The 22,811-nt window shown below is 63.5% G+C and carries 27 protein-coding genes and 1 pseudogene; 11 read left to right on the forward strand and 17 right to left on the reverse strand.

Features of this window, described 5'->3' with window-relative positions; all coding sequences use genetic code 11:
- Positions 1-2 precede the first annotated feature (2 nt).
- Complete coding sequence (locus ABIA42_RS21395; RefSeq protein ID WP_370121466.1) at positions 3-995, forward strand: 3-hydroxybutyryl-CoA dehydrogenase; 993 nt, start codon at positions 3-5, stop codon at positions 993-995.
- Here ABIA42_RS21395 and ABIA42_RS21400 read toward each other — a convergent pair.
- From ABIA42_RS21400 to ABIA42_RS21425, 6 genes are all read right to left on the reverse strand, one after another.
- Positions 992-2,038 carry a peptidase M29 gene (locus ABIA42_RS21400; protein WP_370121463.1) on the reverse strand — a complete coding sequence of 349 codons (1,047 nt, stop codon included), beginning with the start codon at positions 2,036-2,038 and terminating at the stop codon, positions 992-994. The genes ABIA42_RS21395 and ABIA42_RS21400 overlap by 4 nt on opposite strands.
- Positions 2,039-2,070: 32 nt before the next feature.
- Positions 2,071-2,838, reverse strand: coding sequence for an ABC transporter permease (locus ABIA42_RS21405; protein WP_271533385.1), 768 nt, complete (start codon positions 2,836-2,838; stop codon positions 2,071-2,073).
- Positions 2,835-3,620: an ABC transporter permease gene (locus ABIA42_RS21410; protein WP_370121460.1), complete on the reverse strand. Its 786-nt coding sequence runs from the start codon at positions 3,618-3,620 to the stop codon at positions 2,835-2,837. Before ABIA42_RS21410 ends, ABIA42_RS21405 begins: the two co-directional genes overlap by 4 nt.
- Complete coding sequence (locus ABIA42_RS21415) at positions 3,617-4,462, reverse strand: ABC transporter ATP-binding protein (RefSeq protein WP_051393937.1); 846 nt, start codon at positions 4,460-4,462, stop codon at positions 3,617-3,619. Before ABIA42_RS21415 ends, ABIA42_RS21410 begins: the two co-directional genes overlap by 4 nt.
- A 94-nt stretch (positions 4,463-4,556) precedes the next feature.
- Positions 4,557-6,251 carry a dihydroxy-acid dehydratase gene (ilvD, locus tag ABIA42_RS21420; RefSeq protein WP_370121457.1) on the reverse strand — a complete coding sequence of 565 codons (1,695 nt, stop codon included), beginning with the start codon at positions 6,249-6,251 and terminating at the stop codon, positions 4,557-4,559.
- 74 nt (positions 6,252-6,325) lie between these two features.
- Positions 6,326-7,309, reverse strand: a complete 984-nt coding sequence (locus tag ABIA42_RS21425) for an ABC transporter substrate-binding protein (protein ID WP_370121454.1) — start codon at positions 7,307-7,309, stop codon at positions 6,326-6,328.
- 166 nt (positions 7,310-7,475) lie between these two features.
- Between ABIA42_RS21425 and ABIA42_RS21430 the strand changes: the two genes are divergently transcribed.
- Entirely contained in the window at positions 7,476-8,393 is a 918-nt protein-coding gene (locus tag ABIA42_RS21430) for an NAD(P)-dependent oxidoreductase (RefSeq protein WP_370121451.1), read from the forward strand.
- A gap of 15 nt (positions 8,394-8,408) precedes the next feature.
- On the opposite strand, the gene ABIA42_RS21435 is transcribed toward ABIA42_RS21430, so the two are convergent.
- The 6 genes and pseudogenes from ABIA42_RS21435 to ABIA42_RS21460 form a co-directional block, all read right to left on the reverse strand.
- Complete coding sequence (locus tag ABIA42_RS21435; RefSeq protein WP_370121448.1) at positions 8,409-8,972, reverse strand: flavin reductase family protein; 564 nt, start codon at positions 8,970-8,972, stop codon at positions 8,409-8,411.
- A gap of 9 nt (positions 8,973-8,981) precedes the next feature.
- Complete coding sequence (locus ABIA42_RS21440; RefSeq protein ID WP_271533391.1) at positions 8,982-10,187, reverse strand: acyl-CoA dehydrogenase family protein; 1,206 nt, start codon at positions 10,185-10,187, stop codon at positions 8,982-8,984.
- A gap of 90 nt (positions 10,188-10,277) precedes the next feature.
- On the reverse strand, positions 10,278-11,546 hold the full coding sequence (locus ABIA42_RS21445; RefSeq protein ID WP_370121444.1) for a CaiB/BaiF CoA transferase family protein: 1,269 nt from the start codon (positions 11,544-11,546) through the stop codon (positions 10,278-10,280).
- Positions 11,547-11,784: 238 nt separating this feature from the next.
- Positions 11,785-12,213: a GNAT family N-acetyltransferase gene (locus ABIA42_RS21450; protein ID WP_370124014.1), complete on the reverse strand. Its 429-nt coding sequence runs from the start codon at positions 12,211-12,213 to the stop codon at positions 11,785-11,787.
- Between the two features lie 63 nt (positions 12,214-12,276).
- Positions 12,277-12,576: a hypothetical protein gene (locus ABIA42_RS21455; RefSeq protein ID WP_370121441.1), complete on the reverse strand. Its 300-nt coding sequence runs from the start codon at positions 12,574-12,576 to the stop codon at positions 12,277-12,279.
- Positions 12,573-12,779, reverse strand: a pseudogene (locus ABIA42_RS21460) (hypothetical protein); the annotation flags it as partial. The gene ABIA42_RS21455 and the pseudogene ABIA42_RS21460, both read right to left, overlap by 4 nt.
- A gap of 511 nt (positions 12,780-13,290) precedes the next feature.
- Between ABIA42_RS21460 and ABIA42_RS21465 the strand changes: the two are divergent.
- Positions 13,291-14,814, forward strand: a complete 1,524-nt coding sequence (locus ABIA42_RS21465; RefSeq protein WP_370121438.1) for an FAD-dependent monooxygenase — start codon at positions 13,291-13,293, stop codon at positions 14,812-14,814.
- A 151-nt stretch (positions 14,815-14,965) separates the two neighbouring features.
- Here ABIA42_RS21465 and ABIA42_RS21470 read toward each other — a convergent pair whose 3' ends face one another.
- Positions 14,966-15,550, reverse strand: coding sequence for a hypothetical protein (locus ABIA42_RS21470; RefSeq protein ID WP_370121435.1), 585 nt, complete (start codon positions 15,548-15,550; stop codon positions 14,966-14,968).
- 384 nt (positions 15,551-15,934) lie between these two features.
- Between ABIA42_RS21470 and ABIA42_RS21475 the strand changes: the two genes are divergently transcribed.
- Together ABIA42_RS21475 and ABIA42_RS21480 are read left to right on the forward strand one after the other, a co-directional pair.
- Positions 15,935-16,135, forward strand: coding sequence for a hypothetical protein (locus tag ABIA42_RS21475; protein ID WP_271533407.1), 201 nt, complete (start codon positions 15,935-15,937; stop codon positions 16,133-16,135).
- Entirely contained in the window at positions 16,132-16,359 is a 228-nt protein-coding gene (locus tag ABIA42_RS21480; protein WP_370121432.1) for a hypothetical protein, read from the forward strand. The genes ABIA42_RS21475 and ABIA42_RS21480 overlap by 4 nt, the downstream gene beginning before the upstream one ends.
- Here ABIA42_RS21480 and ABIA42_RS21485 read toward each other — a convergent pair.
- The 3 genes from ABIA42_RS21485 to ABIA42_RS21495 all read right to left on the reverse strand — a co-directional run bounded on the left by ABIA42_RS21485 (position 16,353) and on the right by ABIA42_RS21495 (position 17,700).
- Positions 16,353-16,622, reverse strand: coding sequence for a hypothetical protein (locus tag ABIA42_RS21485; protein WP_271533409.1), 270 nt, complete (start codon positions 16,620-16,622; stop codon positions 16,353-16,355). The two genes, ABIA42_RS21480 and ABIA42_RS21485, sit on opposite strands and share 7 nt — an antisense overlap.
- A gap of 169 nt (positions 16,623-16,791) precedes the next feature.
- Positions 16,792-17,040: a hypothetical protein gene (locus tag ABIA42_RS21490; RefSeq protein ID WP_370121429.1), complete on the reverse strand. Its 249-nt coding sequence runs from the start codon at positions 17,038-17,040 to the stop codon at positions 16,792-16,794.
- A 432-nt stretch (positions 17,041-17,472) separates the two neighbouring features.
- Positions 17,473-17,700: a hypothetical protein gene (locus ABIA42_RS21495; protein WP_028178924.1), complete on the reverse strand. Its 228-nt coding sequence runs from the start codon at positions 17,698-17,700 to the stop codon at positions 17,473-17,475.
- Between the two features lie 129 nt (positions 17,701-17,829).
- On the opposite strand from ABIA42_RS21495, the gene ABIA42_RS21500 reads away from it, so the two are divergent.
- The 6 genes from ABIA42_RS21500 (at position 17,830) to ABIA42_RS21525 (ending at position 22,447) form a co-directional block, all read left to right on the forward strand.
- Positions 17,830-18,027, forward strand: a complete 198-nt coding sequence (locus ABIA42_RS21500) for a hypothetical protein (RefSeq protein WP_370121425.1) — start codon at positions 17,830-17,832, stop codon at positions 18,025-18,027.
- A 153-nt stretch (positions 18,028-18,180) separates the two neighbouring features.
- Positions 18,181-18,501, forward strand: a complete 321-nt coding sequence (locus tag ABIA42_RS21505) for a hypothetical protein (protein WP_271533412.1) — start codon at positions 18,181-18,183, stop codon at positions 18,499-18,501.
- Between the two features lie 12 nt (positions 18,502-18,513).
- A complete protein-coding gene (locus ABIA42_RS21510; protein ID WP_370121422.1) occupies positions 18,514-19,164 on the forward strand; it encodes a hypothetical protein in 651 nt (216 codons plus the stop codon).
- Between the two features lie 229 nt (positions 19,165-19,393).
- Positions 19,394-19,579, forward strand: coding sequence for a hypothetical protein (locus tag ABIA42_RS21515; protein WP_035676373.1), 186 nt, complete (start codon positions 19,394-19,396; stop codon positions 19,577-19,579).
- A gap of 229 nt (positions 19,580-19,808) precedes the next feature.
- Entirely contained in the window at positions 19,809-21,095 is a 1,287-nt protein-coding gene (locus tag ABIA42_RS21520) for an NRAMP family divalent metal transporter (protein ID WP_370121419.1), read from the forward strand.
- 137 nt (positions 21,096-21,232) lie between these two features.
- A complete protein-coding gene (locus ABIA42_RS21525) occupies positions 21,233-22,447 on the forward strand; it encodes a mandelate racemase/muconate lactonizing enzyme family protein (protein WP_370121416.1) in 1,215 nt (404 codons plus the stop codon).
- 3 nt (positions 22,448-22,450) lie between these two features.
- Here the strand turns inward: ABIA42_RS21525 and ABIA42_RS21530 are convergent, their stop codons facing one another.
- On the reverse strand, positions 22,451-22,735 hold the full coding sequence (locus ABIA42_RS21530) for a hypothetical protein (protein WP_035676369.1): 285 nt from the start codon (positions 22,733-22,735) through the stop codon (positions 22,451-22,453).
- Positions 22,736-22,811: the final 76 nt, after the last annotated feature.

The raw sequence follows: 22,811 nt of genomic DNA on the forward strand, positions 1-22,811 counted from the left end.
CGATGACCAGTCGCGTCAATATCGCCTGTCTCGGGGCTGGCCGCATGGGGCGCGGCATCGCCGTCGCATTCGCCTATGCAGGCCACAGGGTCACGATGATCGACGTCAAGGCGCGCTCCGCGGAGGATTTCACCAAGCTGGAAGCGGACGCGCTCGGCGAGGTCAGGAAGACCTTTGCCAGCCTGTCTAAGCTGGGGCTCTTGACCGAGGCGGATGTCGATCCGCTCATCGCGCGCGTCTCGGTGGTCGCGGTCGGCGGAAGCGGTGCAGCTCTGTCCGAGGCCGGCATGGTCTTCGAGGGCGTTCCTGAGGTGGTCGAACTCAAGCGCGAGGTACTGGCGGCAGCGTCGCGACAAGTCGGCCCGGACACCATCATTGCATCGACGACATCGACGATCCTCGTCGATGATCTCTCCGGCGCGATCGTGAATCCTCGCCGCTTCCTCAATGTGCATTGGCTCAACCCGGCCTATCTGATCCCGCTGGTCGAGATTTCACCCGGCAAGGCCACCGACCCGGCCGTCATCGACGAGGTCAAGGCGTTGCTCGAGGGCATCGGCAAGGTACCGGTTGTCTGCGCCGCCACACCCGGTTTCATCGTCCCGCGCATCCAGGCGCTGGCGATGAACGAAGCCGCGCGCATGGTCGAAGAGGGCGTGGCCAGCGCGGAAGAGATCGACAAGGCGATCCGCTACGGCTTCGGCTTCCGCTATGCCGTGCTCGGGCTGCTCGAATTCATCGATTGGGGCGGCGGCGACATCCTGTACTACGCGAGCCGGTATCTGGAAGGCGCGCTCGGCAGCGAGCGCTATCGGGCGCCGGACGTCATTTCACGCAACATGCATGAAGGCCGGATCGGCCTGCGCACGGGCGCAGGCTTTCTCGATTATTCCGGGCTCGACGTCGACGCCTATCGCGCGAAGCGGCTCCAGGCCATGGTCGACCTGCTCCGGCATTTCGGACTGGCGCGCCCCCCGGTGCTCGACCGCAATTAGCCGAAGACGTCCTGGAGCACGCCCTCCCGGACCACCGCAACGCCGTCGAGCTCGATCGTCGTCCCCATCATCGGCAGGTCGAAATGTCCTGCCGTGTAGCGCCCTGCGAATTCATTCGCTCCGGTCGAGAACAGGAAATTGCCGGAGACGGCCCGAATCTCGGTGCCGTTGGTGTCGCGCTGGTCGTACATCGACAGCGCCTCGTAGCGCGCACCCGGATTCATGCCGAAGCCGACATGCGACACGGCGTAGGCCTCGCGATCGCCCCAGGCGGCGAGATAGGCACGCATCATCGCAGCATCCGTGCCCTCCCCTTCCAACTCAACGACATAGTCGTCCTTCAACGTCATCTTCACAGGAGACGTCAGGTAGCGCTTGAAAGTGAGATTGATGTCGCCGGGCGCCATCACCAGCGTACCGTTGATGGTTCCGCTCTTGGGAAAGCTGACGACGATTCCGCCGGGCCAATGCGCCAGGGTGCCGGGTTTGTCGGTCCAACCCCACACACCGACCGTGGAGGCGCCGACCATGTCGACATCGAGCGCCGTGCCAGCCTTCGAGGTCACCCGCATGCGCTTGGTCGCGCGCAACATCTTGGCCGCCGCACGAACGCGCTTCTCAAGCGCGGAATCCGGCACCATGCGCTCCAGCGCTTCGGGATGCTCATTGGAGATCACCAATATCCGCGCGCCGGCTTTGAGGATCTCAGGCGTCTCCACCGCGTGCATCAGGCCTTCAATGGTGCAATCCACCACGAAACCGGCCTGCTGCAGTGCGCCGATCACCGGTCCAAGGCGCTGGATCGCCTCGCTCGCTCCGGTCGAACGAACCGGAACGATATTCCGGTTACGCGGCGTCGGCATCACCACATGAAACGGCCGCGCTCCCATCCGCAGCAGGGCAAGCTCCGCCAGATGCACGTTCAACGCACGCGACTGGGTTTCCGAGAGGATCGCCGCGGTATCGCCGGCCTTGACGGCGCATCGCTCGAATATCTCGCAGAATGCGTCAATCCATTTCGCTTCGATGCGATCGGCCAGCATGGTTCTCTCCCGGTCTACAGAGTTCTTGTTTGTTACGCTTCGGGGAAGCCCCGGAGCAAGTACGAGCGCAGCGCTCCCAGCAGGCCGTTCAGGATCAGACCCAGCAGCGAGATCGTGATCAGGGGCACGAACATATCGACGGCCTGGAAGGTTCGGGCCGCCGTCACAAGTGCATGGCCCAATCCGTCCGTCGACGTGATCATCTCGGCCAGAAACACCACGATGCAGGAAATGACAAGGCCGATCCGGCATCCGGTCAGAATCGACGGCATCGCGGCCGGCAGCACCACTTTGAAGAGGATTTCATAGCGCGGCGTTCCTGCCGCCATGGCCGACCAGATCAGCTTCTGCTCGACGGTCGATGCACCGTAATAGGTGGAAAGCAGAATGGGAAACAACGCGTCCGCGGCCACCAATGTGATCTTGGATCCGTGGCCGAACCCGAGCAAGAGCAGGAGCGCCGGATAGAGGGCAACCTTGGGCAACGGCGCCAATACGCGGACGATAGGACGGACCACGGCGTTGATCGCGGGGTTGGCGGCAGCCGCGATACCGATGCTCACGCCTAGCACGACCGCAATCGCGAACCCCGCAAACAGCCGGATCAGCGTTGCCGCGATCTCCTGCTGAAACGCGAACGTCACGAGTTGCTGAAGCAGCCGGCCGAAGACGAACCCCGGCGGCGGCAGCAAGACCGCGGGCGCAAAGCCGAATGACACCAGGCCCTGCCATACCGCGATCACCAGCAGGATCGGGGCAATCCCAAGAAAGACGTTCGGAGAGAGAAAGCGCGACATCATGAGAAGCTCAGCGGCATGTCGAACTGCGGTTCGGACCAACGCACAAGTCTGGCACGAGCCTTTTCAAAAATCGCGTCGAGGAAAATTCCCATCGCCCCCACGATGATGATCATCGCGAAGACGGTGTCGTATTGGCCCATGTCGAGCGCATTGAACAGGATATTGCCGGCGCCAGATTGACGGGCAATCATCTCACTTGTGATCATCGTGATCAGCGCCAGCACCAATCCCGTGCGGCATCCGGTCAGGATTTCCGGCAGCGCCGCGGGCAGCACGATCCGCACCAGCCTTTGTGCGGGCGAAAGCCCCATCGCAGCACCTGACCACAGCATCTTCTCTTCGACGGCCTTGGCACCCTCGAAACTGTGGTAGATCACGGGGAGGCTGACGCCCAGAAAGATCACCAGTGTCTTGGTAACGTCGCCGACGCCCAGCCAAAGCATGATAATCGGCATCAAGGCGGCCTTCGGCACCGGATAAATCACCATCAGGAGTGGATTGAAGAAGGCCGCGACGCCCCGGCTGCGTCCCATCAACAGGCCCAGTGGAATCGAAACCAGCACCGCCACACCGAACCCGACCGCCATGCGCCGAAGCGAAGCGAGGATGTTGATCAGGGACTCCTTGTCGCCGAGAATGTCCGGAGTTGCCCGGATCGCTTCAATCGCCGTCGGGAAGCTGTCGTTCTTCAGCGCCAGCGAGGCAACCTGCCACACCGCCAACAATCCGATGCAGGCTAGCACCGGAGCAGCCCGCTTGGTCAACGCAGCCGGTGTCATCATGAGACAGGCCCGGCTTCGTCGCTCTCATCGAACATGCGCTCGATATCGACGACGTACTTCTGATAGCGGGGATCGAGCAACAGCTCATTGCGGCGGCGCGGCCGCGGCAGATCAATGTCGATGACCTGCCGGATGCGGCCCGGAGATTTCGACATCATGACAACCTTGTCCGAGAGGAAGACGGCCTCGTCGACCGAATGAGTGACGAACAGCACCGTCTTGCGGTCGCGCTCCCAGATGGTCAGAAGATCGTTCTGCAGGCGAGTCCGGGTGTGCGCGTCGAGCGCGCCGAACGGCTCGTCCATCAGCAGAACTTCGGGATGGTAGGCGAGCGTGCGCGCCAGCGCCACGCGTTGCTTCATGCCGCCGGACAATTCCTTGGGGTAGAAACTCTCAAAGCCTTTGAGACCGACCATCTCGATCAGGGCCCGGCTCTGCGCTTCGGCCTCGGCGGCGCGCACACCTTGCTGGCGTGGGCCATACATCACATTTCCCAGCACGGTCTTCCAGGGAAACAAAGCAAACTCCTGGAACACCGGTCCGCGATCCGGACCGGGCCCGGTAATCGCATGTCCCTTGATCTTCGCCATGCCGCTGGTCGGGCTGACAAAGCCGCCGACGATATAGAGCAGTGTCGACTTGCCGCAGCCGGACGGACCAAGGATTGAGACAAAGGCTCCCTCCTCAATCGTCAGCGAGATGTCCGACAGCGCCAAATGATCCTTGCGCGCCGAGGTCTGAAACACCTGCGAGACGCGATCGATCTCGATGATTGCGGAAGCCGGCTCTTGTGATGTCACCGGTCTCATCCATTCGCTCGATCTCGCAGCCACTACCGTCATCCCGTATCTCGTCTCACTCGCGCGAACATTCAGCGGCACGAGCTTAGCAAGAAACCTGCCAGACAGGCCGTCGCCTTCGCACACGTGCGGTGCGTCATTCGAACCACGGCCATTCTGCCGGGCCCTCATGCGTAACGGCTCCGCCCGGCGCTTGGCCGACCAGTCGCGCATATTTTGCGAGCGCACCTGCACGGTGACGGGGCGGACGTTGCTTCCAATCGCGCCGCCGCGCGGCGAACTCCTGCTCGTCGAGCAGGACATCCATCCGCCGATTTGCGGCATCAATCCGGATCCTGTCACCGTCGCGGACAAGCGCCAGCGGACCACCAACAAATGCCTCGGGGGCCACATAGCCGATGCACATGCCGCGGGTCGCGCCGGAGAACCGGCCATCGGTGATCAGCGCCACTTTTTCGCCCATGCCCTGCCCGTAGATCAGCGCGGTGACGCCGAGCATTTCGCGCATACCGGGGCCGCCGACCGGCCCTTCGTTGCGGATCACAAGAATCTCGCCCGCCTTGTAGCTACGGTCACGAACCGCTTTGACGCAGGCTTCCTCATCCTCGAAAACGCGTGCGACGCCCTCGAAGAACTGGTTCTTCAAACCGGCAACCTTGATCACCGCACCGTCCGGACAGAGGTTGCCCTTCAGAACTGCAACGCCCCCATCTGGCATGATAGGCGCACGAGACGCGTAAACGACCTCGCCATCGGGAGCATTGGCCGCACCATATTCCTCGGCAAGCGTTCGGCCCGTGATGGTGATACAGCTGCCCTCGATATGCCCGCTCTGGATCAGCTCGCGGATCACCACCGCCGCGCCGCCGATGTCGTAGACGTCTTTCGCCGTGTATTTGCCCCCAGGCCGCAGATTTCCGATCAGCGGCGTCCTGGCAAATACCTCGCCCACATCCTCGATCGTGAATGCAATGCCGGCCTCGTTCGCGATGGCAGGAAGGTGCAGTGCGGCGTTGGTCGAGCCGCCCGTCGCGGCCACGATCGCCGCGCCGTTCTCCAGGGATTTGCGCGTCACGATGTCGCGCGGCAGCGGTCCACCACGCTCCAGCATCGCCATGATCAGCCGCCCGGCTCGTCGTGATATCTGCGCCCGCTCGGCATAGACACCAGGCACCATCGAGACGTTGGGAATGGTCAGGCCCATCGCCTCCGACACCATTCCCATGGTGTTTGCAGTGAACTGACCGGCGCATGCGCCGATCGTCGGCAAGCAGGCGCGCTCGATCCGCTCGAGCGTGGCGCCGTCGATCTCGCCGGTCATGAAGCTGCCGACAGCCTCGTAGGAGTCCAGCACGGTCAACGTTCGACCGTCCACGCGGCCCGGCAGCGAGCTGCCGCCATAGATGAAAATGGACGGCACGTTGCAGCGAACCATACCCATCATCACGCCGGGAAGCGTCTTGTCGCATCCGCCATACCCGATCAGCGCATCGTAGGCCAGCCCATGCACGACGGCTTCGATCGAATCGGCAATCAGCTCCCGCGAGAACAGGGAGAACTTCATTCCCTCGTGGTTCATGCTGATGCCATCGGAAACCGAGACGGTCGAGAACTCACGCGGCGTTCCGCCGGCCTCCTCGATCCCGGTCTTGGCGGCAGCCACCTGGAAGTCGTGCGTCATGTTACAGGGCGTCTGCTCGCCCTTCATGCTGACGATGCCCACCATCGGTTTGGCGATCGCAGCGTCGTCCAGCCCCATGGCGCGCATGAATGCACGATGCGGGGCTCGGTCGAGCCCGTCTGTGGTGACGCGTGATCGCAACTTCTTCATATGTGCATCTTCTTCCTGCAGCGTCCCGGATGATCCGGAACGCTGCGATCTCACGCTCGATCGTTCGCCCGCTTCTATTGCAGCGGAGCGACGATCGTCTGATGCTTGAACTGCGCGACATCCAACTTAGGCAGCATTCCTGTCTCCGCATAGATGTCCAGCATCTTCTGGATCGCGGGGAAGTTTGGTGCTGCGCCTGGATCGCGACCGAAATCATTGTCCTTGAGCAGATAGGTCTCGAGCACCGGAACAGGCGCCTTCAGCACCTCCGATACGACCTTCAAGGTCTCTTCACGGTTCGCCAGCGCCTTCTTCATGCCTGACGTGATGTCGCGGACATAGGCTTTGACCAACTCCGGATTCTTGTCGACGAAATCGGCACGGCAGGCTTCCAGGATGTGCACGATGTTCGGCATTGCCTGGGACAGCGAGAACAGCTTCCTTGTGCCGCCCTTGGCCTCCGCGCGTGCGGCAAACGGCTGGTTCATGTTGACCGCATCGACGCGGCCTTGGCGCAGCGCGTCCTCGGAGACGGCAAAGCCGACCTCGACCAGCTTGATGTCCTTGGCCGGATCGACGCCATGCTGCTTCAAGAGCAGGTTGAATGGCCCTTGCGTGCCGCCACCGATCACGGAAATGCCGACCGTCTTGCCCTTGAGATCGGCGATTGTCTTGATGGGCGAGTCATCCTTGACCGCCCAGTAGACCGAGAAGCCGCCGGGCTTCTCGAAAACGTGCTGCGCCACGATATAGGCCTTGAGATTGCCACCGACCACGCCGTTGGCGAGCGACAGCGGCGCCTGTGTCGCGCAATCCAACGCACCGGCCGCCAATGCCTGCGTCATCGGCGCGGTGCCCTGAAATTGGGTCCATTCGATGTTGTAGGTCTTACCGATACTGGGAAATTCGGTCGGCCGGCGCATCATCCAGTACTTGGATTCCTCGGCCGGGATCGTCCAACCGACGCGGATCGTCTGCTGCCCCCATGACGGGCTTGCCCCCGCGCTCACGGCTGCTGCCGCCCCCAAAGCCAGGATCCATTTCGACACGGTTCGCATCGTACCCACTCCGCTGCTCTGGCGCCGACCGGCGCCCCCAACCCGACCGCCTCAAATGTTTCATGGTTCAAACAATCAGGCAAGCCATGCGAGCCGGGCGGTTTTGCCCTCGGATGCACAATGTATGGTAAAGGGGCCGTCGCATTGCGACAGAAGGAGGCAACCTATGGCTGATGAGAGCAAGGCAAACCCGCAAGGCACCGAGAGGCTCGGCTATCTCGGCCTTGGACTCATGGGGGCGCCGATGACCCGACGTCTGCTCGCAGCCGGCTATCAGGTCGCAGTCTGGAACCGCTCAGAGGGCAAGATCGCTCCGCTCGCCGAGGCCGGCGCCGCGCGTGCGGTCAAGCCTCGTGATCTTCTGGTAAACTCGGACATCGTCTTCATGTGCGTGACGGATGCGGCGGCGGTCGAAGAGGTGATCTTCGGGCCTGAAGGTCTGGCGGCGGCGCCTGGCGCAGGTAAGCTTGTCGTCGACTTCTCCTCGATACATCCCGACGCGGCGCGCGATCTCGCAACGCGACTGAAAGACGCGAACGGCGCGGGCTGGATCGATGCGCCGGTGTCCGGGGGCACGAAGGGCGCCGAGGAAGGCACGCTCGCCATCATGGCGGGCGGGGAAGCTGGCGACATCGAGAGGGTGCGGCCCTATGTGCTGGCCATGGCGCGCAGGTTCACTCACATGGGCCCGGTCGGCGCCGGCCAGACCACAAAGCTGTGTAACCAGGTGATCGTCGGATGCGCGATGGCCGTCCTCGCGGAAGCAGCGCGCCTTGCCGTGAACGCCGGAATTGACGCCAACCGGTTGCCTGAAGCGCTCGCCGGCGGCTTTGCGGATTCCATCCCGCTCCAGCTGTTCGTTCCGCGGATGGTCCAGGGCATTCACAACCCGCCGCTCGGTCACATCGCCACGATGCTCAAGGACCTCGATACGGTCGCCGATGTCGCCCAGGCGACGTCGACCCCGGTGCCGATGGCCACCCTTGCCGGACAACTTTTCCGGCTGGCGAAGGCCGCGCGAGGTGCGGAAGCGGACGCGCTGGAGATCTACAAGCTTTCGGGGCCGGAGCGCCAGGCCGTCTAGGCGACCTGAAGCGCGTTACGGCGCCTTCTTGCGTTCATCGTCGGCCATGAAGCGGCCGAACGCCCCCCGTGCGAAGAGCAGCGGCTCCTTCGCATTGTAGGTGTAGGCCTCGACCGCGCCGAGAAAGATCACGTGGTCGCCGCCATAGTAGCGATTCACGGAGCGGCATTGAAAGTTGGCAACGCTCTCGGCGAGCACTGGCGCGTTGCCGAGGCCTGGCGCCCAGTCCACGCCGGTGAACTTGTCGTCCGACGATTTTGCGAATTTGTTCGCAAGCGCCTGTTGCGAAGCACCAAGCACGTTGACCGTGAAATGGCTGGCGTTCTGGAAGATGGTCAGGCTCGAGGAATAGACGACGAGGCTCCACAGAACCAGCGGCGGGTTCAGAGAGACCGAGGCGAACGAATTGCACGTCAGTCCGTAGGGCTTGCCGTCAGCCGCTGCCGCCGTGATGATCGTCACGCCCGTTGCATAGGTTCCGAGCGCGTTGCGAAAATCGCGGGGATCGATCAGCGAGCTGTCGCTCGCGAACTCGTTAGCGGGATCGGGAGCGCGGGGCTGCTTCGGCAGATCATTCATCGGCCGACCTCACAGCGTGAGATTCTCGGACGGCAGGCCGAGCGCCACCCGTCCATAGTTGGTGCCAGCCGCATCGAAGTTGAACGCGAGATGCGAGTTGATCGCGTGCGCATCGCGGAACTGCCGCTGCAACATGCCGCTCGTGAACAGACCGCGCGCGCCACTCGCGGCAAACAGCATCGAGACCGCGTCCGTGCACAAGTTCACTGAGAAAGATCCGTCGCGCCGGTATCTGGTCTTGGTCGCCATGTCAGGGATATGGCCGCGCCATGCGTCCGTCATGGCATCGAGGCAGGCCGACCGCATGATCAGGCGTGCGGCGTCGATCTTCGCCGAGGCCTCTGCGATCTTGATCTGCGTGCTTTGAAAATCGCTCAGCTTGGCGCGATTGTAGGTTGAAATGCGATGACGCGCGACCTCTGTGTAATCGTCGAGGCACGCCTGCGCGTTCCCCAGCGCGACACCGGAGAGGACGTAAGGGAATAGCGAGAACACGGGTAACGCATACAGCGGATTCGGATTGACCTTGCTTCCCGGTGTCGGGCCACCTGAGAGGTCACCGACAGCGACCGTCATGTGGTCGGCCACGAAGGCGTCCCGGACTTCCACGTCGCAAGACCCCGTCCCGCGCAATCCTGCGACATTCCAGGTGTCCAGCACCTTGTAATCGCCCTTCGGCAGCAGGAAGATTCGATACTCGATGCCGTCCGCCTCGTCCTCGGAGTAGACCACGCTTGCAAGCATGTTCCATTCGCAGGAGGCAACGCCCGAGGAGAACGGCCAACTGCCGTGCAGCCGGTATCCGCCCGCGACCCGCGTGGCGCGTCCTGCGGGAAAAATGAACGAGGATGCGATCAGCGCGTCCGGATCACGGCCCCAGACCAGATCCTGCGCCCTTTGGTCGAACATCCCGAGCATCCAGTGATGGCTCGCCAGGTTGGCGAGATTCCAGGCTACCGACGCATCCGCCTGCCCGAGCAGTTCAGCGCAATCGACGAGGGCGACATAGTCGAGCTCGGCGCCGCCGATCCGGGCCGGTTGGAGCATCCGGAACAGGCCAGCGTCATGGAGGTCCTTTTCGGTCTCCGGCGGAAGACGCCGCAGCTCCTCCGTCCGCGCGGCGCGCTCGCGCAGTCGGGGCAATAGCGCTCGAGCCTTCGCAATCATTGCTGCATAGACTTCTCCGCCAGCTTGCTGTCCGGTGGGCTGAATCATGCGCGGCTCCTGACCGAGCGCCATTCGTGTCCCTCGCTTTCACACATTTATGCGGCGAGACCTTCTCTAAATCAAGCCGAGGCAACGTCCTCAAGCTGGCGTCGGAGGCTTGGCCGAGCCAAAGGCGCCCTTCTCGGCAAATTGGGCAATGCGACGTTCGTCGTAACCGAGCGTATCATGCAGGACCTGCTTCGTATGCTGACCCAATAGAGGTGCCGCAACGGGATCGATCGCGCCGGTCAGGCCCATGGTAATCGGGGGCTCGATGTTGGGCACCCATTCCGCTGTAGGGTGCGGAATCCGGTTCAAGCGATGGCGCTCGCGCGCCTCGGGTGCATTGAACCCCTCCTCGACCGTGCGGAGGTAGCCGACCGGAATATTGGCCAGCTTCATCTTCGCCATCCAGTTCTCGAGCGTATCGCCTGCAAAGACCTCTGCAATGGCTGCCCGCAAGAGCTCCTTGTTTTCCGAGCGCGCCTTGCGCGTGGCAAACTGCGGATCGGTGATGAGGTCAGGTCGGTTCAGGACCTCCACCACGAGCCGGCGGTAGAGCCGATCGTTGGCGCAGGCCATGTAGAGCGGCCCGTCGGAGGCCTCATAGACCCCGACCGTGGGAGACCCGCTGGGCGAATTGCCGAACCGGCCGGGGTTTTCGCCGTTGATGAGATAGGCCATGCCGTAGAAGCCGGTCATCCCCATCGCAACGTCGAACAGGGCTACTTCGACATGCTGGCCGCGGCCGAGCCGGTCCCGCGCCAGCAGCGCCAGCAGGATCGCGTTGCAGGCGGACATCCCTGTTGCCATGTCCACGATGGGCGGGCCGGTACGGACCGCCGGGCCGTCGGCAAATCCATTGAGCGACATGAAGCCACTTTCCGCCTGGGTGATGGGATCGAAGCCGGGCCGCGAAGCAAACGGGCCGGTGCGTCCATAGGCGGAGATCGAGCAATAGACCAGCCGCGGGTTGAGCGGCGCGACCGACTCATAGTCGAGCCCGAACCTCTTCATCACCCCGCTCGAAAAGTTCTCCACGACCACATCTGCCTTGCGGATCAGATCCAGCGCGATCTCTCGGGCCTCCGGCACGGCAAGGTCGAGCGCAATGCCGCGCTTGTTGCGGTTCAGGCTGAGATAGGCGGCGCTTTCGCCGCCAATCTCGGCATGCTCATAGACGCGCGTGTCGTCGCCGCCGTCGGGGTTCTCGATCTTGATGACGTGGGCGCCATAATCGGCGAGCGTCTGGGTGCAGGCCGGGCCGGCGACCACGCGCGTGAAATCGACGACCAGCAGACCATCGAGCGCAGTCGGCCCTCCAGTCCCTCGCGACGAACGCACCGGCAATTGAGGCTTGGTGGGCATCGATAGCGCTCCCTTACATCGGCTTATGGCCGCCGAATTTCCGCAAGAGCAAACTTAAAGCCCGGCATGATCGACTTCGCAAGTGCTTCGCCCGCATCGCCCAAATACGCAAAAAGGACCCGGCAGCCATCAGGCTGCCGGGCCTTTCGATATTCCGGGTACATTGGCTGCGTGACGTCTCGCGCCGGCTATTCACCGTTGCCACGTTCCGCATTACGGGAAACCCCGCTCCATTCTCTCAGCGGAGCCACTTTCGCCAGTAAAGCGTGTGCGACCAGGCCCACGGTAATTCGGGTTCATAGAGCCGATAGCCCGCCTGGATGAAATTATTGGCAGATATCGGATTGTCCGTCGTATCGGACACGATGCTCTCCCATCCCACGCGCCGTCCCCGCGCCTCGACGACGCGCATAAGCCTGCGCTGGAGGCCGCGGCCCCAATGCCGCTGCAAGACCCCGACCCTGGAGAAATAGCCGCCATTTCGAACGTGCGTCGACGGCACGACACCGGCGAAGGCGACCGCGTCATCACCGTGATAAGCCAGCCACCACGCACCAAGATCGAACTCGGGCATAGCTGCGGCATCGAAGAACGTGAGTTGATGCAGATCGCATAAGGTGTCGGCAACGTCATCATCGGATGAATCGACGATACGAATTCTGTACATGGCGTGGCTCATTGCGGCAAAGACCGAGATCGGGTGCGCGGCGACGTCACCACCGCCGGCAGCTCACTTGCCCAGCACGACCTTGACACCGAGCCAGACGGCTCCCATGAGACCCGTGGCAAGCACCGTGATCACCGCCTTGAAGGTGTAGCTCTGCGCCTGCTCCACGCTCTTTCGCCATCTGCGCAAATGCTGGAAATCTGCGCGCAGCTCCTTTCGGTCGTCATCTTCGATTCCCAAAGAGGCGAGCACCGACGCCACCGCCTTCAGTACGATCGCATCGATGCTCTCCTGCTGGAGCCTGTGCTGCTGGGCCATCGTCTCGGCCACAATGGCCTTGATCTCGTCGTCCGCCATCTTCATCGCTTGATGATCCTCGCAACATTCTCGAAGCCGCGCTTGGCGAAATAGAATGAGACCACGAGATTGGCTGTGATCGCCGCAAACCCCGCCAGAGCGTCCGTCGAACCCAAGCCGAGGACCTTGTCCCAGACCAGGAGCTTGGCGAAATAGAGCGCGACGCAATAACCCATCAGCTTGTCCGGCTCGTACCAACGCCCGAGTTCGACGACCGGAGACCGCAGCGGCGCGGGCAGCGGGCCCTGCGCCGCGGGCCGGCACGTTCGCGCGTGCACGGCCAGCAATGGTTCGGACGGCGGCGCGCCGATGGGCGCTCCAAGTTTGACGAGTGCGTGGCCGCAATGCGTTGCCGCCGTCCGATTCCGAAATCGAGAACGAAAAAACCCGCGGCGGATGTCTCCGCGCGGGTCAACCAAACTCGTCTCGATGATGCCATCATGCCGGTGTTTTGCCCGACGTGTCAAACCATGTGTTGTGCGCGATTGTCGTCGCACGAGGCGGACATGAAAAAGCCCGCTGCAGATTGCTCCGCGCGGGCCAACCAAACTCGTTTCGATGATGCCATTCTGCCAGTGTTTTGCCCGACGTGTCAACGCGGCGAGCGCTGAAGCGGAAGCCCCTCCTCCCGGCTCAATATGTGGTTCGCAAGGGGCTTGCTTCAAGCCCCCGATGATCGCGTAGAAGCCTCGACCCAACAACGAGCCGAGGGGTCACGACATGCCTGTATCGCTTCCGACATCCCTGTCGCGCGGCCGAAAGCGCGCAAGTCGCGCGGCAGCCACCGGCCATGCGGTCATCATCGCCGGCGGCGGCCCGACTGGGCTGATGCTGGCCGCGGAGCTTGCGCTGGCGCATATCGACGTCGCCGTGGTCGAGCGACGCGCCAACCAGGAGCTGGTCGAGACGCGCGCCGGTGGACTGCACGCACGCAGCATCGAGATCCTCGATCAGCGCGGCGTCGCCGAGCGCTTCCTACGCGAAGGACAAATCACCCAGCTTGCAGGCTTCGCCTGGACGCGGCTCGACATCAGCGACCTCCCCACAAGGCACGCCTACGGGCTCGCCCTGCGACAGAACCACATCGAGCGCCTCCTGGCCGACTGGGTCGCGGAGTTCGCGGTCCCGGTTTATCGCAACGCCGAGGTGACGAGCTTCGCGCAGGACGAGGCCGGCGTCGACGTCACGCTCTCCGGCGGCGAGACGTTGCGCGCAAATTATCTCGTCGGCTGCGACGGCGGCCGCAGCGTGGTGCGCAAGACCGCCGGCATCGATTTCGCCGGTTTCGATCCGACGCTCAGCAATCTCATGGCCGAAGTCGAGATGCGCGAGGAGCCGGAATTCGGCCTGCGTCACGACGCGCTGGGCTTTCACGGCCTCAGCAAGACGGAGAGCGGGCGCGTGCTGGTCGTCGTGACGGAGGCGACGCTCGATCGCAACGGCCAGCCCACCTTGCGCGATCTCAGTGAGGCCCTCGTCGCCGTGTACGGCACCGACTTCGGTCTGCACAGCGCCACCTGGATTTCCCGCTTCACCGATGCGGCGCGGCAGGCTGCATCCTATCGCAGGGAACGCGTGCTGCTCGCCGGCGATGCCGCGCACATCCATCACTCCGTGGGCGGCCAGGGCCTCAACACCGGCCTGCAGGACGCGGTCAATCTCGGCTGGAAGCTAGCGCAGGTCGTCAAGGGCATTTCGCCTGACAGCCTGCTCGACACCTACCACGCCGAGCGCCATCCCGTCGCCGCTCGCGTGCTGCGCAACACCAGGGCGCAGATCGCCCTGCTCCGCCGCGCCGACGACGGCCTCAAGGCCGCGCGCGACGTCGTGTCCGAGCTTCTCGCCATGGACGAGCCGCGCAAGCGTTTTGGCGCGATGATGAGCGGGCTCGACATCCGCTATGATCTCGGTGAAGGCCACGCCCTGCTCGGACGCCGCATGCCCGATCTCGATTTGATGGTCGACGGACAGAAGCTGAGACTGTTCGCGCTGCTGCACAGCGCGCGCGGCCTGTTGCTCAATCTTGGCAAGCGCGGCGGCATCGACATCGCTCCTTTGGCAGATCGCATCGCGTTGGTCGATGCCGATTGCGACGGCGCATGGGAGCTTCCGGCCATTGGACAAGTCGCCGCGCCCAAGGCCGTGCTCGTGCGGCCCGATGGCCATGTGGCCTGGGTGGGAGACGAGAACCGATGCGGACTTGCGGTGGCGCTGACGACGTGGTTCGGGACGGGTGGTGCATAAAGCACGAACGTCTCATGCGCCGCCAAAACAAAAGCCCGCGGCATACTCGCGGGCTTGATACGAACTCTTTCGATGATGCCATCTCTGCCAGTGTTTTGCCCGACGTGTCAAATGGCTGTCTCGCGGCCCACGACGGAGTCCGCCACAAACTTCATTCCGGCCGAAGCAAAGGCCGTATCCAGCGAGAGAACCATTCCTCACCGTCATTGTGCGGATTGCCCGGGCCGTCCACTCCGAAGATCGGTGGTGGAATGAGGTAGCTCGGCTCATCCGCGAATATACCGATCGGCTTGCTCGGCTGCGGATGCTGGCCGTCAGCGGGCGACACGGTCCAACTGCCAAACCGCTCGTTGAATTCGGTAGACGGCAGATACGGGACTGGCGCACTCCCGGATGAGAACACGCTGCCCGCGTTCGTCTCATTCACCCGGGTGAGACGTCGGACATCTTCGGGCGCGACTGATCCTGCGGCAGACGCGGCCGCGGCCTCTGGCAAATCTTTGGCAGGCACGGTGCCGACTGCCGTGCTGGCCCAATTGCCGAAGCGATCCGCAAAACTACTAGCGGGGGTCTCTGGATCAAATGACGAAGCTTCGCCCAACCGCGGCACGAACGCCGATGAGCCCGAAGAGTTGCTGCTGCCATCCGCCTCCTCCTTCGACGGCGCGTCCTGCGTCTTGCGCCCAAGAAACGTATCGGGTGGTGGTTGCTTCAACAGTTCGCGGCATTCGCGCACGTCCGCAGCACGCGTCAGTCTTCTCGTGCTCGGCAGGCCGACAGACGCGCATCTCGGGGCTCCCTTCGCTTTGCAGGCGGGAGCACGATCGCTCTCTCAGTCACCGGCGCCCACGGAGGAAAAGCCTTGGCCGGTGAAACGACGTCGACTACCGAGGTCGCTTTGGTTCAAAAATGAGCCTGGCATCACGTCGCGCGCAAAATGAGTAAGTGGCTCAAGCGGCTGAACTTGCACCCGAAAATTTAATCTGCGGCCGTACCAAATGATACAGACCCCTTCTCCGCAAGCGGTGTAGGATTGATCCATCACCGCAAGGCCCGTGGCACAGATCGGTGATGAGAACGCCAGTTGCGCTCCCGCCTGCTCGAATGAGGGAGATGCGCCATGCAGACACGACGTCGTTTCAAACAGACCAAGACCCTGACCGACAGACTCGCGGACGAAGCCGCCCGCTGTCGCGCGGAAGCGCGCACGCTTACGCCGGGGCGTCGCCGCGAGATGCTGCTGCGCCAGGCGCGACAGGACGAGACCGCCATGCAGATCGAGGCCTGGCTGCGCTCGCCCGGACTGAGGGCGCCGACATGACGCAGCAATATCGCGCCTATCTCGTCGGCGAAAATGGCGTCTTCCGATCCGCCGAAGCGTTCGAAGCCGCGTCCGATTCCTCCGCGCTGGCCTTTGCGAAGCAGTTCACGCGGCTGGGCAAGGTCGAAGTCTGGCAGCTCGGCCGCAAGGTCGCCGTGCTGGACTCCGATCAATCCCGGCCACCGCTGCACGCGCGATCCCGATCGACACCGATGCATCAATGATCGCGTGACCGCGATCGCGACGTCAGATCTTCGATCTCGAAGCAGAACGTCACCTGCATGACGGGACCGCCGGCGTCGCGAACGTCGATCGCCATCTCTTGCCGGCCGCCCGTGAGCGGCGCGGACAGCACGGCGTCGCGCGCCATGTCGGCAACCGACTTGGCCGCCTCGGCCTGAACTGCGCGCGGGCCGGACAATTCCAGTCCCTCCTCGTCCACCGCAGTTCCCTTCTCGTCGCGAAGGTCGAAGTAGTATCGGGGCATTGTTGCATCCTTTGCCGTAATAGCTCAGGGAGCGAACAAAGGTTTCCAAGGGGGCGCAAAAATTCTCTTGGGATCAAAGGGTTTTGGGAACGGAGCGCGCACGCTCAGCCGGGACCGGAGCGCGCACGCTCAGCCGGGACCGGAGTGCGTGAGCTCGCGCACTCGCCCCTCACTCCTCCGCAAGCTTGCGCTCGATATAGGCGTCCACCGTCTCGGCGAACGAACGCTGCACGCCGACCGCGGCATCGTGCTGGTCGAGCGCGTCGCGCTGGAGCACGCGCAGGCCGCGTCCGCGAACGCTCGCCGCCGCCGTGTTCAGGAACTCATCGATGGCGCCCCTGGCGAGCGGAATGGCCTTGGGATCACCCCTTGCGATCAGGAGCCGCAACAGGCTCTGGCATTCGGCCAAGCCGGGCATGGCTTCTCTCACCTTTGCTGCGATTTCGGCTTCGGGCGCTTGACCGGCTGGGTATGGGTGCCGAACAGCGCCAGCAAGAACGCGACTTCTTCCTTCGAACCGATCTGGATCATGATTGTCTCTCCCGTTCGCTTCGTTGGTCGAGGCGCGGAGCCGAGCCGTTCAGGACAATCGGGTTTCAGCACTGTTTCAGGCGTGTTTCATCGAGGTCATCCGCACGGCCCCGCCTGTTTGCGTCCTCAAAATCAAAGCCCGCGACGGATTGCTCCGCGCGGGCTTTCATCGATCGCGTTTGCCTCGGGAGGCGCCGAAGCCCTGGCGGGGACCACGGCCACCGCGCCTTCCCGTCTCAGTGCATGTGACCGATCAGGTAGGCGCGCCGCCAAGAAGGATCACAGCGGGATGGCCCGAAGCAAAAGCGCAGACATTTCCTCAGTGCGAGGTGCAGATCTTGACCGTCTTCATGCCGGCCTCGGCTTCAGACCTGGTCTTGTACACGGTGTCGCCGCTGACAACCGTCGTTTCCGTGGTCGTCGGCTTGGATTCGGTGATGGTGCACTTCTTGGTCTTGACGTCCTGAACCACGTAGAACGATTGCGCAAACGCGGGAGACGCAACCGACGTCAGCACAGCGGCTGCAATGATGGCTTTGATGTTCATCGTGTCCTCCTCCAGCAGCCCGGTCATCAGGCCTGTCATCTACAAACAGGACAGATTGCCACTTGTTCCCGGGATCAAGATTCGAACCAACCGGCACGGACTGCGTTGGTGCGCCAACAGGAGGCTTCGATGCTGAACGTGCGGCTCGTGACAACTTCTCTGGCGATGCTGGTCACGCTGATGGCTGCTGCAGCAGCTGAGCCCGTCAAGGACCAGGCTGCTCCTGTCGTTCAAAGCTCCGCCGAAGCCCGCCCCATCCGCGTCATACTTCCAGCTCCCTGGGAAACCACCCAGAGCCAAGGCGAGCCTGTGAAGTCTTCAAAGTAGCAGCCTGCCGGGGAACGCCACTGCGGCAGACGACGGCCACAGCTCGCTCGACGTTGCCGACCAAAGAGCCGCGGCAGACTCCTCCAGAACAGTAGCAACCAATTCGAATCTCGCATGTTGTCGCCGGCACAATCACTTGCAGGAGACAAAAACATGTCACGTCTAACTCTGCTGGCAGCAACCCTGTTGCTGCTCGGCGCGGCGCCCGCGGGCGCCCAGTCGCAGCCGGCGCAAAGCGGGCCCGGAAACAACGCCGTCAACAGCTCGGACCAGAACAACTCAAATGCTCCGGTCGCCGGCCGCAACAGCTTCACCGAGGGACAGGCGAAATCGCGGATCGAGGGCGCGGGATTTTCCAACGTCTCCGGCCTGCAGAAGGACAACGAAGGCGTCTGGCGCGGCAAGGCCGACAAGGCCGGCACCAAGACCGATGTCAGCGTCGACTTCCAAGGCAACGTCAATCCCGCCAAGTAAGGAGGAATTAGCATGACGACCACCATTTCTCGTCTCTACGACAATTATTCCGATGCGGAGCAGGCTGTCAGGCGGCTCGAAAGCGCCGGCGTACCGCACTCCGATATCAGCATCGTCGCCAACAACTCGGACAATTGGTACGGCTCGTCGTCCGGCAAGGCCGGCCTCACATCGGGCGGCAAGGTCGATCGTGATCGCGACGGCACCGACGATCGCGCCGAGGGCGCGGGGACCGGTGCGGGCATCGGCGCCGGCATCGGCGGCGCGGCAGGCCTGCTCGCCGGCCTCGGCCTGCTAGCCATCCCCGGCCTCGGGCCCGTCGTCGCTGCCGGATGGCTCGCTGCGACCGCTGTCGGTGCGGCCGCCGGCGCAGCAACCGGAGGCATCGTTGGCGCCCTCACCGAAGCCGGTGTCTCCAAGGAGGATGCATCGCTCTATGCCGAGGGCGTTCGCCGTGGCGGCACGCTCGTCACAGCCAGGGTGCCGGACCAGGATCGCGCACGCCTCGAAGCGCTTCTGCACGAGAGGTCCGTGAACTTGCAGGATCGCAGCTCAGCCTGGAAGAAGTCCGGCTGGACCGACTTCGATGCCGCCAGCCCGCCACTTGCGCCCGACGATATCCGGCGCGAACGCGAGCTGTACGGCGCGGGCTCGCGGCGATAAGCCGGCAGCAGGCCCAACACGACAAAGGCCCCGCGATGCGGGGCCTTTTTCATGCCGAACGCCGGTCATCATGGCGACGCCGGCACTCGCCCATGGTCTGATCTTGCCAGTGTTTTGCCCGACGGGTCAAACTTTATCTTAAATGCAGCAAAGCGGATTGGGCGAAGTGAAATCTCTACGCGTCATGCTGGGACATGTCGCCTGGACGGGGCAAGCCGGGAGATCGTCAATGTACTACGTCGCCGCTGCATTGCTGGTGCTGTCGGGACTGTTCTACTCCGCGAGCCGTCATGAGCTCGGCCAATTCGGAGCGGACGTGTGCAGCTATGGCGGCACGTTCTGCGACAATCCGGTGGTTCTCTTCACCGGCGCGGCGCTGGCCGCCGCCTGGGGCATGTTCGTCAGCGTGAAGTAGGACGACCCGGGCAGCTTCATCCCGCACTGAATTTCCGCCGCCGGTTGCGAGCCGCGGATGGCCGCCGATTTCGAGACGTCTTGCGATGCTGGCAATCTACCCCTGTTTTGCCCGACGGAGCAAGCGAATTTAGTATTATCAGAAATGACGCCGCTCGCGCGGCAGGAACCTATGTTCCCGCATTCGCATTTGCTAGGGACACGCCAGCACCCCTGCGAGGTCCCCGTACATGCGCGACAGCGCCCTCACGCCGACGAAATCCGCGCCGACGCTGATGCAAAGGCTGGGACCGGGCCTCGTCACCGGAGCTGCCGACGACGACCCGTCGGGCATCGCCACCTATTCGCAGGCCGGCGCGCAATTCGGCTACGGGCTGCTCTGGACCGTATTCCTGACCACGCCGTTCATGATCGCGATCCAGCTCGTCAGCGCGCGGATCGGCCGCGTCACCGGCAAGGGGCTCGCCGCCAACGTCATGCAGATCGCGCCGCGCTGGGCGGTGCTGGCCCTCGTCGCCATGCTGGTTGCCGCAAACACGTTCAACATCGCCGCCGACATCGCCGCGATGGCCGAGGCGCTCTCGCTCGTCATCGGCGGCCTCAACCACGAACACGCGCTGATCTTCGCGGCCGGCTCCACCCTGCTCCAGGTGTTCCTGCCCTACCGCCGCTATTCGCCGGTGCTGAAATTCCTCACCTTGGCGCTGTTCGCCTATGTCGCGACCGCCTTCACCGTCGACATTCCCTGGAGCACGGCGCTGCTTGCCGCGGTGTGGCCGAAGGCAAATGTCAGCGGCGACTATTTCATGATGGTGGTCGCCGTGCTCGGCACCACCATCAGCCCCTATCTGTTCTTCTGGCAGGCCTCGCAGGAGGTGGAGGAGATGAACCAGGGCCAGCGCGACAAGCCGCTTCGCGAGCTCAGGCACGGCGGCAAGCCGGAGCTCGCGCGCATCAGGACCGACACCATCTCCGGCATGCTGCTGTCCAACGGCATCGCCTTCTTCATCATCCTCACCACGGCGTCGGTCCTGCATGCCAACGGCATCACCAACATCAATTCGGCGACCGAAGCGGCCGAAGCGCTGCGGCCGCTCGCCGGGGATTTCACCTTCGCCCTGTTTGCGATGGGCATCATCGGCACGGGTCTGCTCGCGATCCCGGTGCTGGCGGGCTCGGCCGCCTACGGCGTCGCGGAGATCTTCGGCTGGCGTGCCACGCTGGAGGCCAAGCCGGACGAAGCGGTCGGCTTCTACACCATCATCGCGGCGGCGACCCTCATCGGCTTCGGCCTCGGCTTCACGGGGATCGACTCGATCCACATGCTGGTGTGGAGCGCAGTGCTCAACGGCATCGTCGCCGTCCCCATCATGGCCATGATGATGCTGATCGTCTCGAGCCGCGCGATCATGGGCCGCTTCAGGGGCCGCTCATGGCTGATCGCGCTGGGCTGGCTCGGCACTGCGCTGATGGCGCTGGCCGTCCTCGCCCTGCTCGTCTCTTCGGTGGTTGGCTGACGAGACCGGCGAAAGCGCCGCCGGGATGCGCTCGCGGGCGCATCGCTGCGCCCTTCCCGCAGGTCCTCGGTTGGCCTAACAATGCGGTCCGGGCCCGGATCGAGCCACAAGAAGAAGCCCGGGCGACAGGGAGCGACATGAGCAAATCATCAAAAGCAACAAGCCTCGAGATCCTTGCCTGCGATGCCGGCTGGAGAAATTATCATTTCGTCAAGCTGACGACCGAGGACGGCGTCGTCGGCTGGAGCGAATTCGACGAGGGTTTCGGCTCGCCCGGCGTTGGGGCTGCCATCCAGCGCCTCTCCGCCCGTGTCATCGGGCAGAACGTCTTCCAGCACGAACGCATCTTTGCCGAATTGTTCGCAGCGACGCGTCCCGCCGCCGGCGGCGTGGTGGCGCAAGCCCTCGGTGCAATCGAGAATGCGCTGCTCGATGCCAAGGCGAAGTCTCTCGGGGTCCCCTGCTATGAGCTGCTCGGCGGCAAGATCCGCGACCGTATCCGGGTCTACTGGTCGCATTGCGCCACATGGCGCATCAATCACCCATCCTGGTACAAGCCGCCGATCGAAAGTCTCGACGGCGTCAAGGCCATGGGGCGCGAGGTCCGCGAGAAGAAGTTCACCGCGCTCAAGACCAACATCTTCTCCTATGACGACGGCAGGCCGACCGGCTGGCGTCCCGGCTTCGGCTCACCCTTCGCGCCCGAGATCAACGTCGACCGCAAGATCCTGCGCGACCTGCATGTGCATCTGGAGGCGATGCGCGACGGCGCGGGTCCTGACGTCGACATCCTGCTCGACTGCAACTTCAACGCCAAGACCGAAGGCTATCTGAAGATCCTGCGCGCCATTGCCGACCTCGACATGTTCTGGATCGAGATCGACAGCTTCAATCCGGAGGCGCTCGGTTATATCCGCAGGCAGAGCCCGCATCCGATCTCATCCTGCGAGACGCTGCTCTCCTTGCGTGAATTCCTGCCCTATTTCCACGCACAGGCCATGGACGTCGCGATCATCGACACGCCCTGGAACGGCGTCTGGCAATCGATGAAGATCGCGAGCGCTGCGGAAGCCTTCGAGGTCAACGTCGCCCCGCACAACTTCTACGGCCATCTCTGCTCGATGATGAACGCACATTTCTGTGCCGCGGTGCCGAACCTGCGCATCATGGAGATCGACATCGATCGTCTGTCCTGGGACCGCGAGCTGTTCACGCATGAGCCGGAGCTTCAGGACGGCCATCTGATCGTCCCGGACCGGCCCGGCTGGGGCACCGAGCCGAACGAGGACGCCTTGCGCGCGCACCCGCCGAAGACGAGCGGCGGGCTCCTCAATTACGGCCGCAGGAGCTGAGAGCTACGGCGTCACGGGATTGACGGTCGGGGACGTCTTCGGCCCCGGGCGTGCCGGCTCGACCGGTGACTTCGGTTCGGTCGGAAGCACGGCGGCGCCCGCGGCGCGCGCCGCTTCTCCCGTGGTCGCGTACATCGCGACATGAGCCGGCTGGGTCTTGGCGCGGCTCCACGGCCCGTGGTCGACGATCAGCATTGCCGCAATCGTCACACCCGCCACGATCAGCGCGATCACACCGGGATGCCGAAGGGCGGTGGAGATGGAGTTTGCGAAACGACCACTTGTCATCGAAGGATCCGCTATTTTCCAGGTTAACTCAATCGCGCCCCACCCGGTTCCCCGCCCCCATCAAGCAAGTTCCAGG

The sequence above is a fragment of the Bradyrhizobium sp. USDA 327 genome (assembly GCF_041262065.1).
Classification (GTDB): domain Bacteria; phylum Pseudomonadota; class Alphaproteobacteria; order Rhizobiales; family Xanthobacteraceae; genus Bradyrhizobium; species Bradyrhizobium liaoningense.

Excerpts from the sequence above, each read along its gene's own strand:
- ABIA42_RS21520 (WP_370121419.1), top strand. The coding sequence starts at position 19,809 with ATGCGCGACAGCGCCCTCACGCCGACGAAATCCGCGCCGACGCTGATG.
- ABIA42_RS21480 (WP_370121432.1), top strand. The coding sequence starts at position 16,132 with ATGACGCAGCAATATCGCGCCTATCTCGTCGGCGAAAATGGCGTCTTC.
- ABIA42_RS21525 (WP_370121416.1), top strand. The coding sequence starts at position 21,233 with ATGAGCAAATCATCAAAAGCAACAAGCCTCGAGATCCTTGCCTGCGAT.
- ABIA42_RS21435 (WP_370121448.1), bottom strand. The coding sequence starts at position 8,972 with ATGAATGATCTGCCGAAGCAGCCCCGCGCTCCCGATCCCGCTAACGAG.
- ABIA42_RS21400 (WP_370121463.1), bottom strand. The coding sequence starts at position 2,038 with ATGCTGGCCGATCGCATCGAAGCGAAATGGATTGACGCATTCTGCGAG.
- ABIA42_RS21495 (WP_028178924.1), bottom strand. The coding sequence starts at position 17,700 with ATGAACATCAAAGCCATCATTGCAGCCGCTGTGCTGACGTCGGTTGCG.
- ABIA42_RS21450 (WP_370124014.1), bottom strand. The coding sequence starts at position 12,213 with ATGTACAGAATTCGTATCGTCGATTCATCCGATGATGACGTTGCCGAC.
- ABIA42_RS21530 (WP_035676369.1), bottom strand. The coding sequence starts at position 22,735 with ATGACAAGTGGTCGTTTCGCAAACTCCATCTCCACCGCCCTTCGGCAT.
- ABIA42_RS21425 (WP_370121454.1), bottom strand. The coding sequence starts at position 7,309 with ATGCGAACCGTGTCGAAATGGATCCTGGCTTTGGGGGCGGCAGCAGCC.
- ABIA42_RS21515 (WP_035676373.1), top strand. The coding sequence starts at position 19,394 with ATGTACTACGTCGCCGCTGCATTGCTGGTGCTGTCGGGACTGTTCTAC.
- ABIA42_RS21490 (WP_370121429.1), bottom strand. The coding sequence starts at position 17,040 with ATGCCCGGCTTGGCCGAATGCCAGAGCCTGTTGCGGCTCCTGATCGCA.
- ABIA42_RS21500 (WP_370121425.1), top strand. The coding sequence starts at position 17,830 with ATGCTGAACGTGCGGCTCGTGACAACTTCTCTGGCGATGCTGGTCACG.
- ABIA42_RS21410 (WP_370121460.1), bottom strand. The coding sequence starts at position 3,620 with ATGATGACACCGGCTGCGTTGACCAAGCGGGCTGCTCCGGTGCTAGCC.
- ABIA42_RS21485 (WP_271533409.1), bottom strand. The coding sequence starts at position 16,622 with ATGCCCCGATACTACTTCGACCTTCGCGACGAGAAGGGAACTGCGGTG.
- ABIA42_RS21505 (WP_271533412.1), top strand. The coding sequence starts at position 18,181 with ATGTCACGTCTAACTCTGCTGGCAGCAACCCTGTTGCTGCTCGGCGCG.
- ABIA42_RS21465 (WP_370121438.1), top strand. The coding sequence starts at position 13,291 with ATGCCTGTATCGCTTCCGACATCCCTGTCGCGCGGCCGAAAGCGCGCA.
- ABIA42_RS21455 (WP_370121441.1), bottom strand. The coding sequence starts at position 12,576 with ATGAAGATGGCGGACGACGAGATCAAGGCCATTGTGGCCGAGACGATG.
- ilvD (WP_370121457.1), bottom strand. The coding sequence starts at position 6,251 with ATGAAGAAGTTGCGATCACGCGTCACCACAGACGGGCTCGACCGAGCC.
- ABIA42_RS21445 (WP_370121444.1), bottom strand. The coding sequence starts at position 11,546 with ATGCCCACCAAGCCTCAATTGCCGGTGCGTTCGTCGCGAGGGACTGGA.
- ABIA42_RS21415 (WP_051393937.1), bottom strand. The coding sequence starts at position 4,462 with ATGACGGTAGTGGCTGCGAGATCGAGCGAATGGATGAGACCGGTGACA.
- ABIA42_RS21475 (WP_271533407.1), top strand. The coding sequence starts at position 15,935 with ATGCAGACACGACGTCGTTTCAAACAGACCAAGACCCTGACCGACAGA.
- ABIA42_RS21405 (WP_271533385.1), bottom strand. The coding sequence starts at position 2,838 with ATGATGTCGCGCTTTCTCTCTCCGAACGTCTTTCTTGGGATTGCCCCG.
- ABIA42_RS21510 (WP_370121422.1), top strand. The coding sequence starts at position 18,514 with ATGACGACCACCATTTCTCGTCTCTACGACAATTATTCCGATGCGGAG.
- ABIA42_RS21430 (WP_370121451.1), top strand. The coding sequence starts at position 7,476 with ATGGCTGATGAGAGCAAGGCAAACCCGCAAGGCACCGAGAGGCTCGGC.
- ABIA42_RS21395 (WP_370121466.1), top strand. The coding sequence starts at position 3 with ATGACCAGTCGCGTCAATATCGCCTGTCTCGGGGCTGGCCGCATGGGG.
- ABIA42_RS21440 (WP_271533391.1), bottom strand. The coding sequence starts at position 10,187 with ATGATTCAGCCCACCGGACAGCAAGCTGGCGGAGAAGTCTATGCAGCA.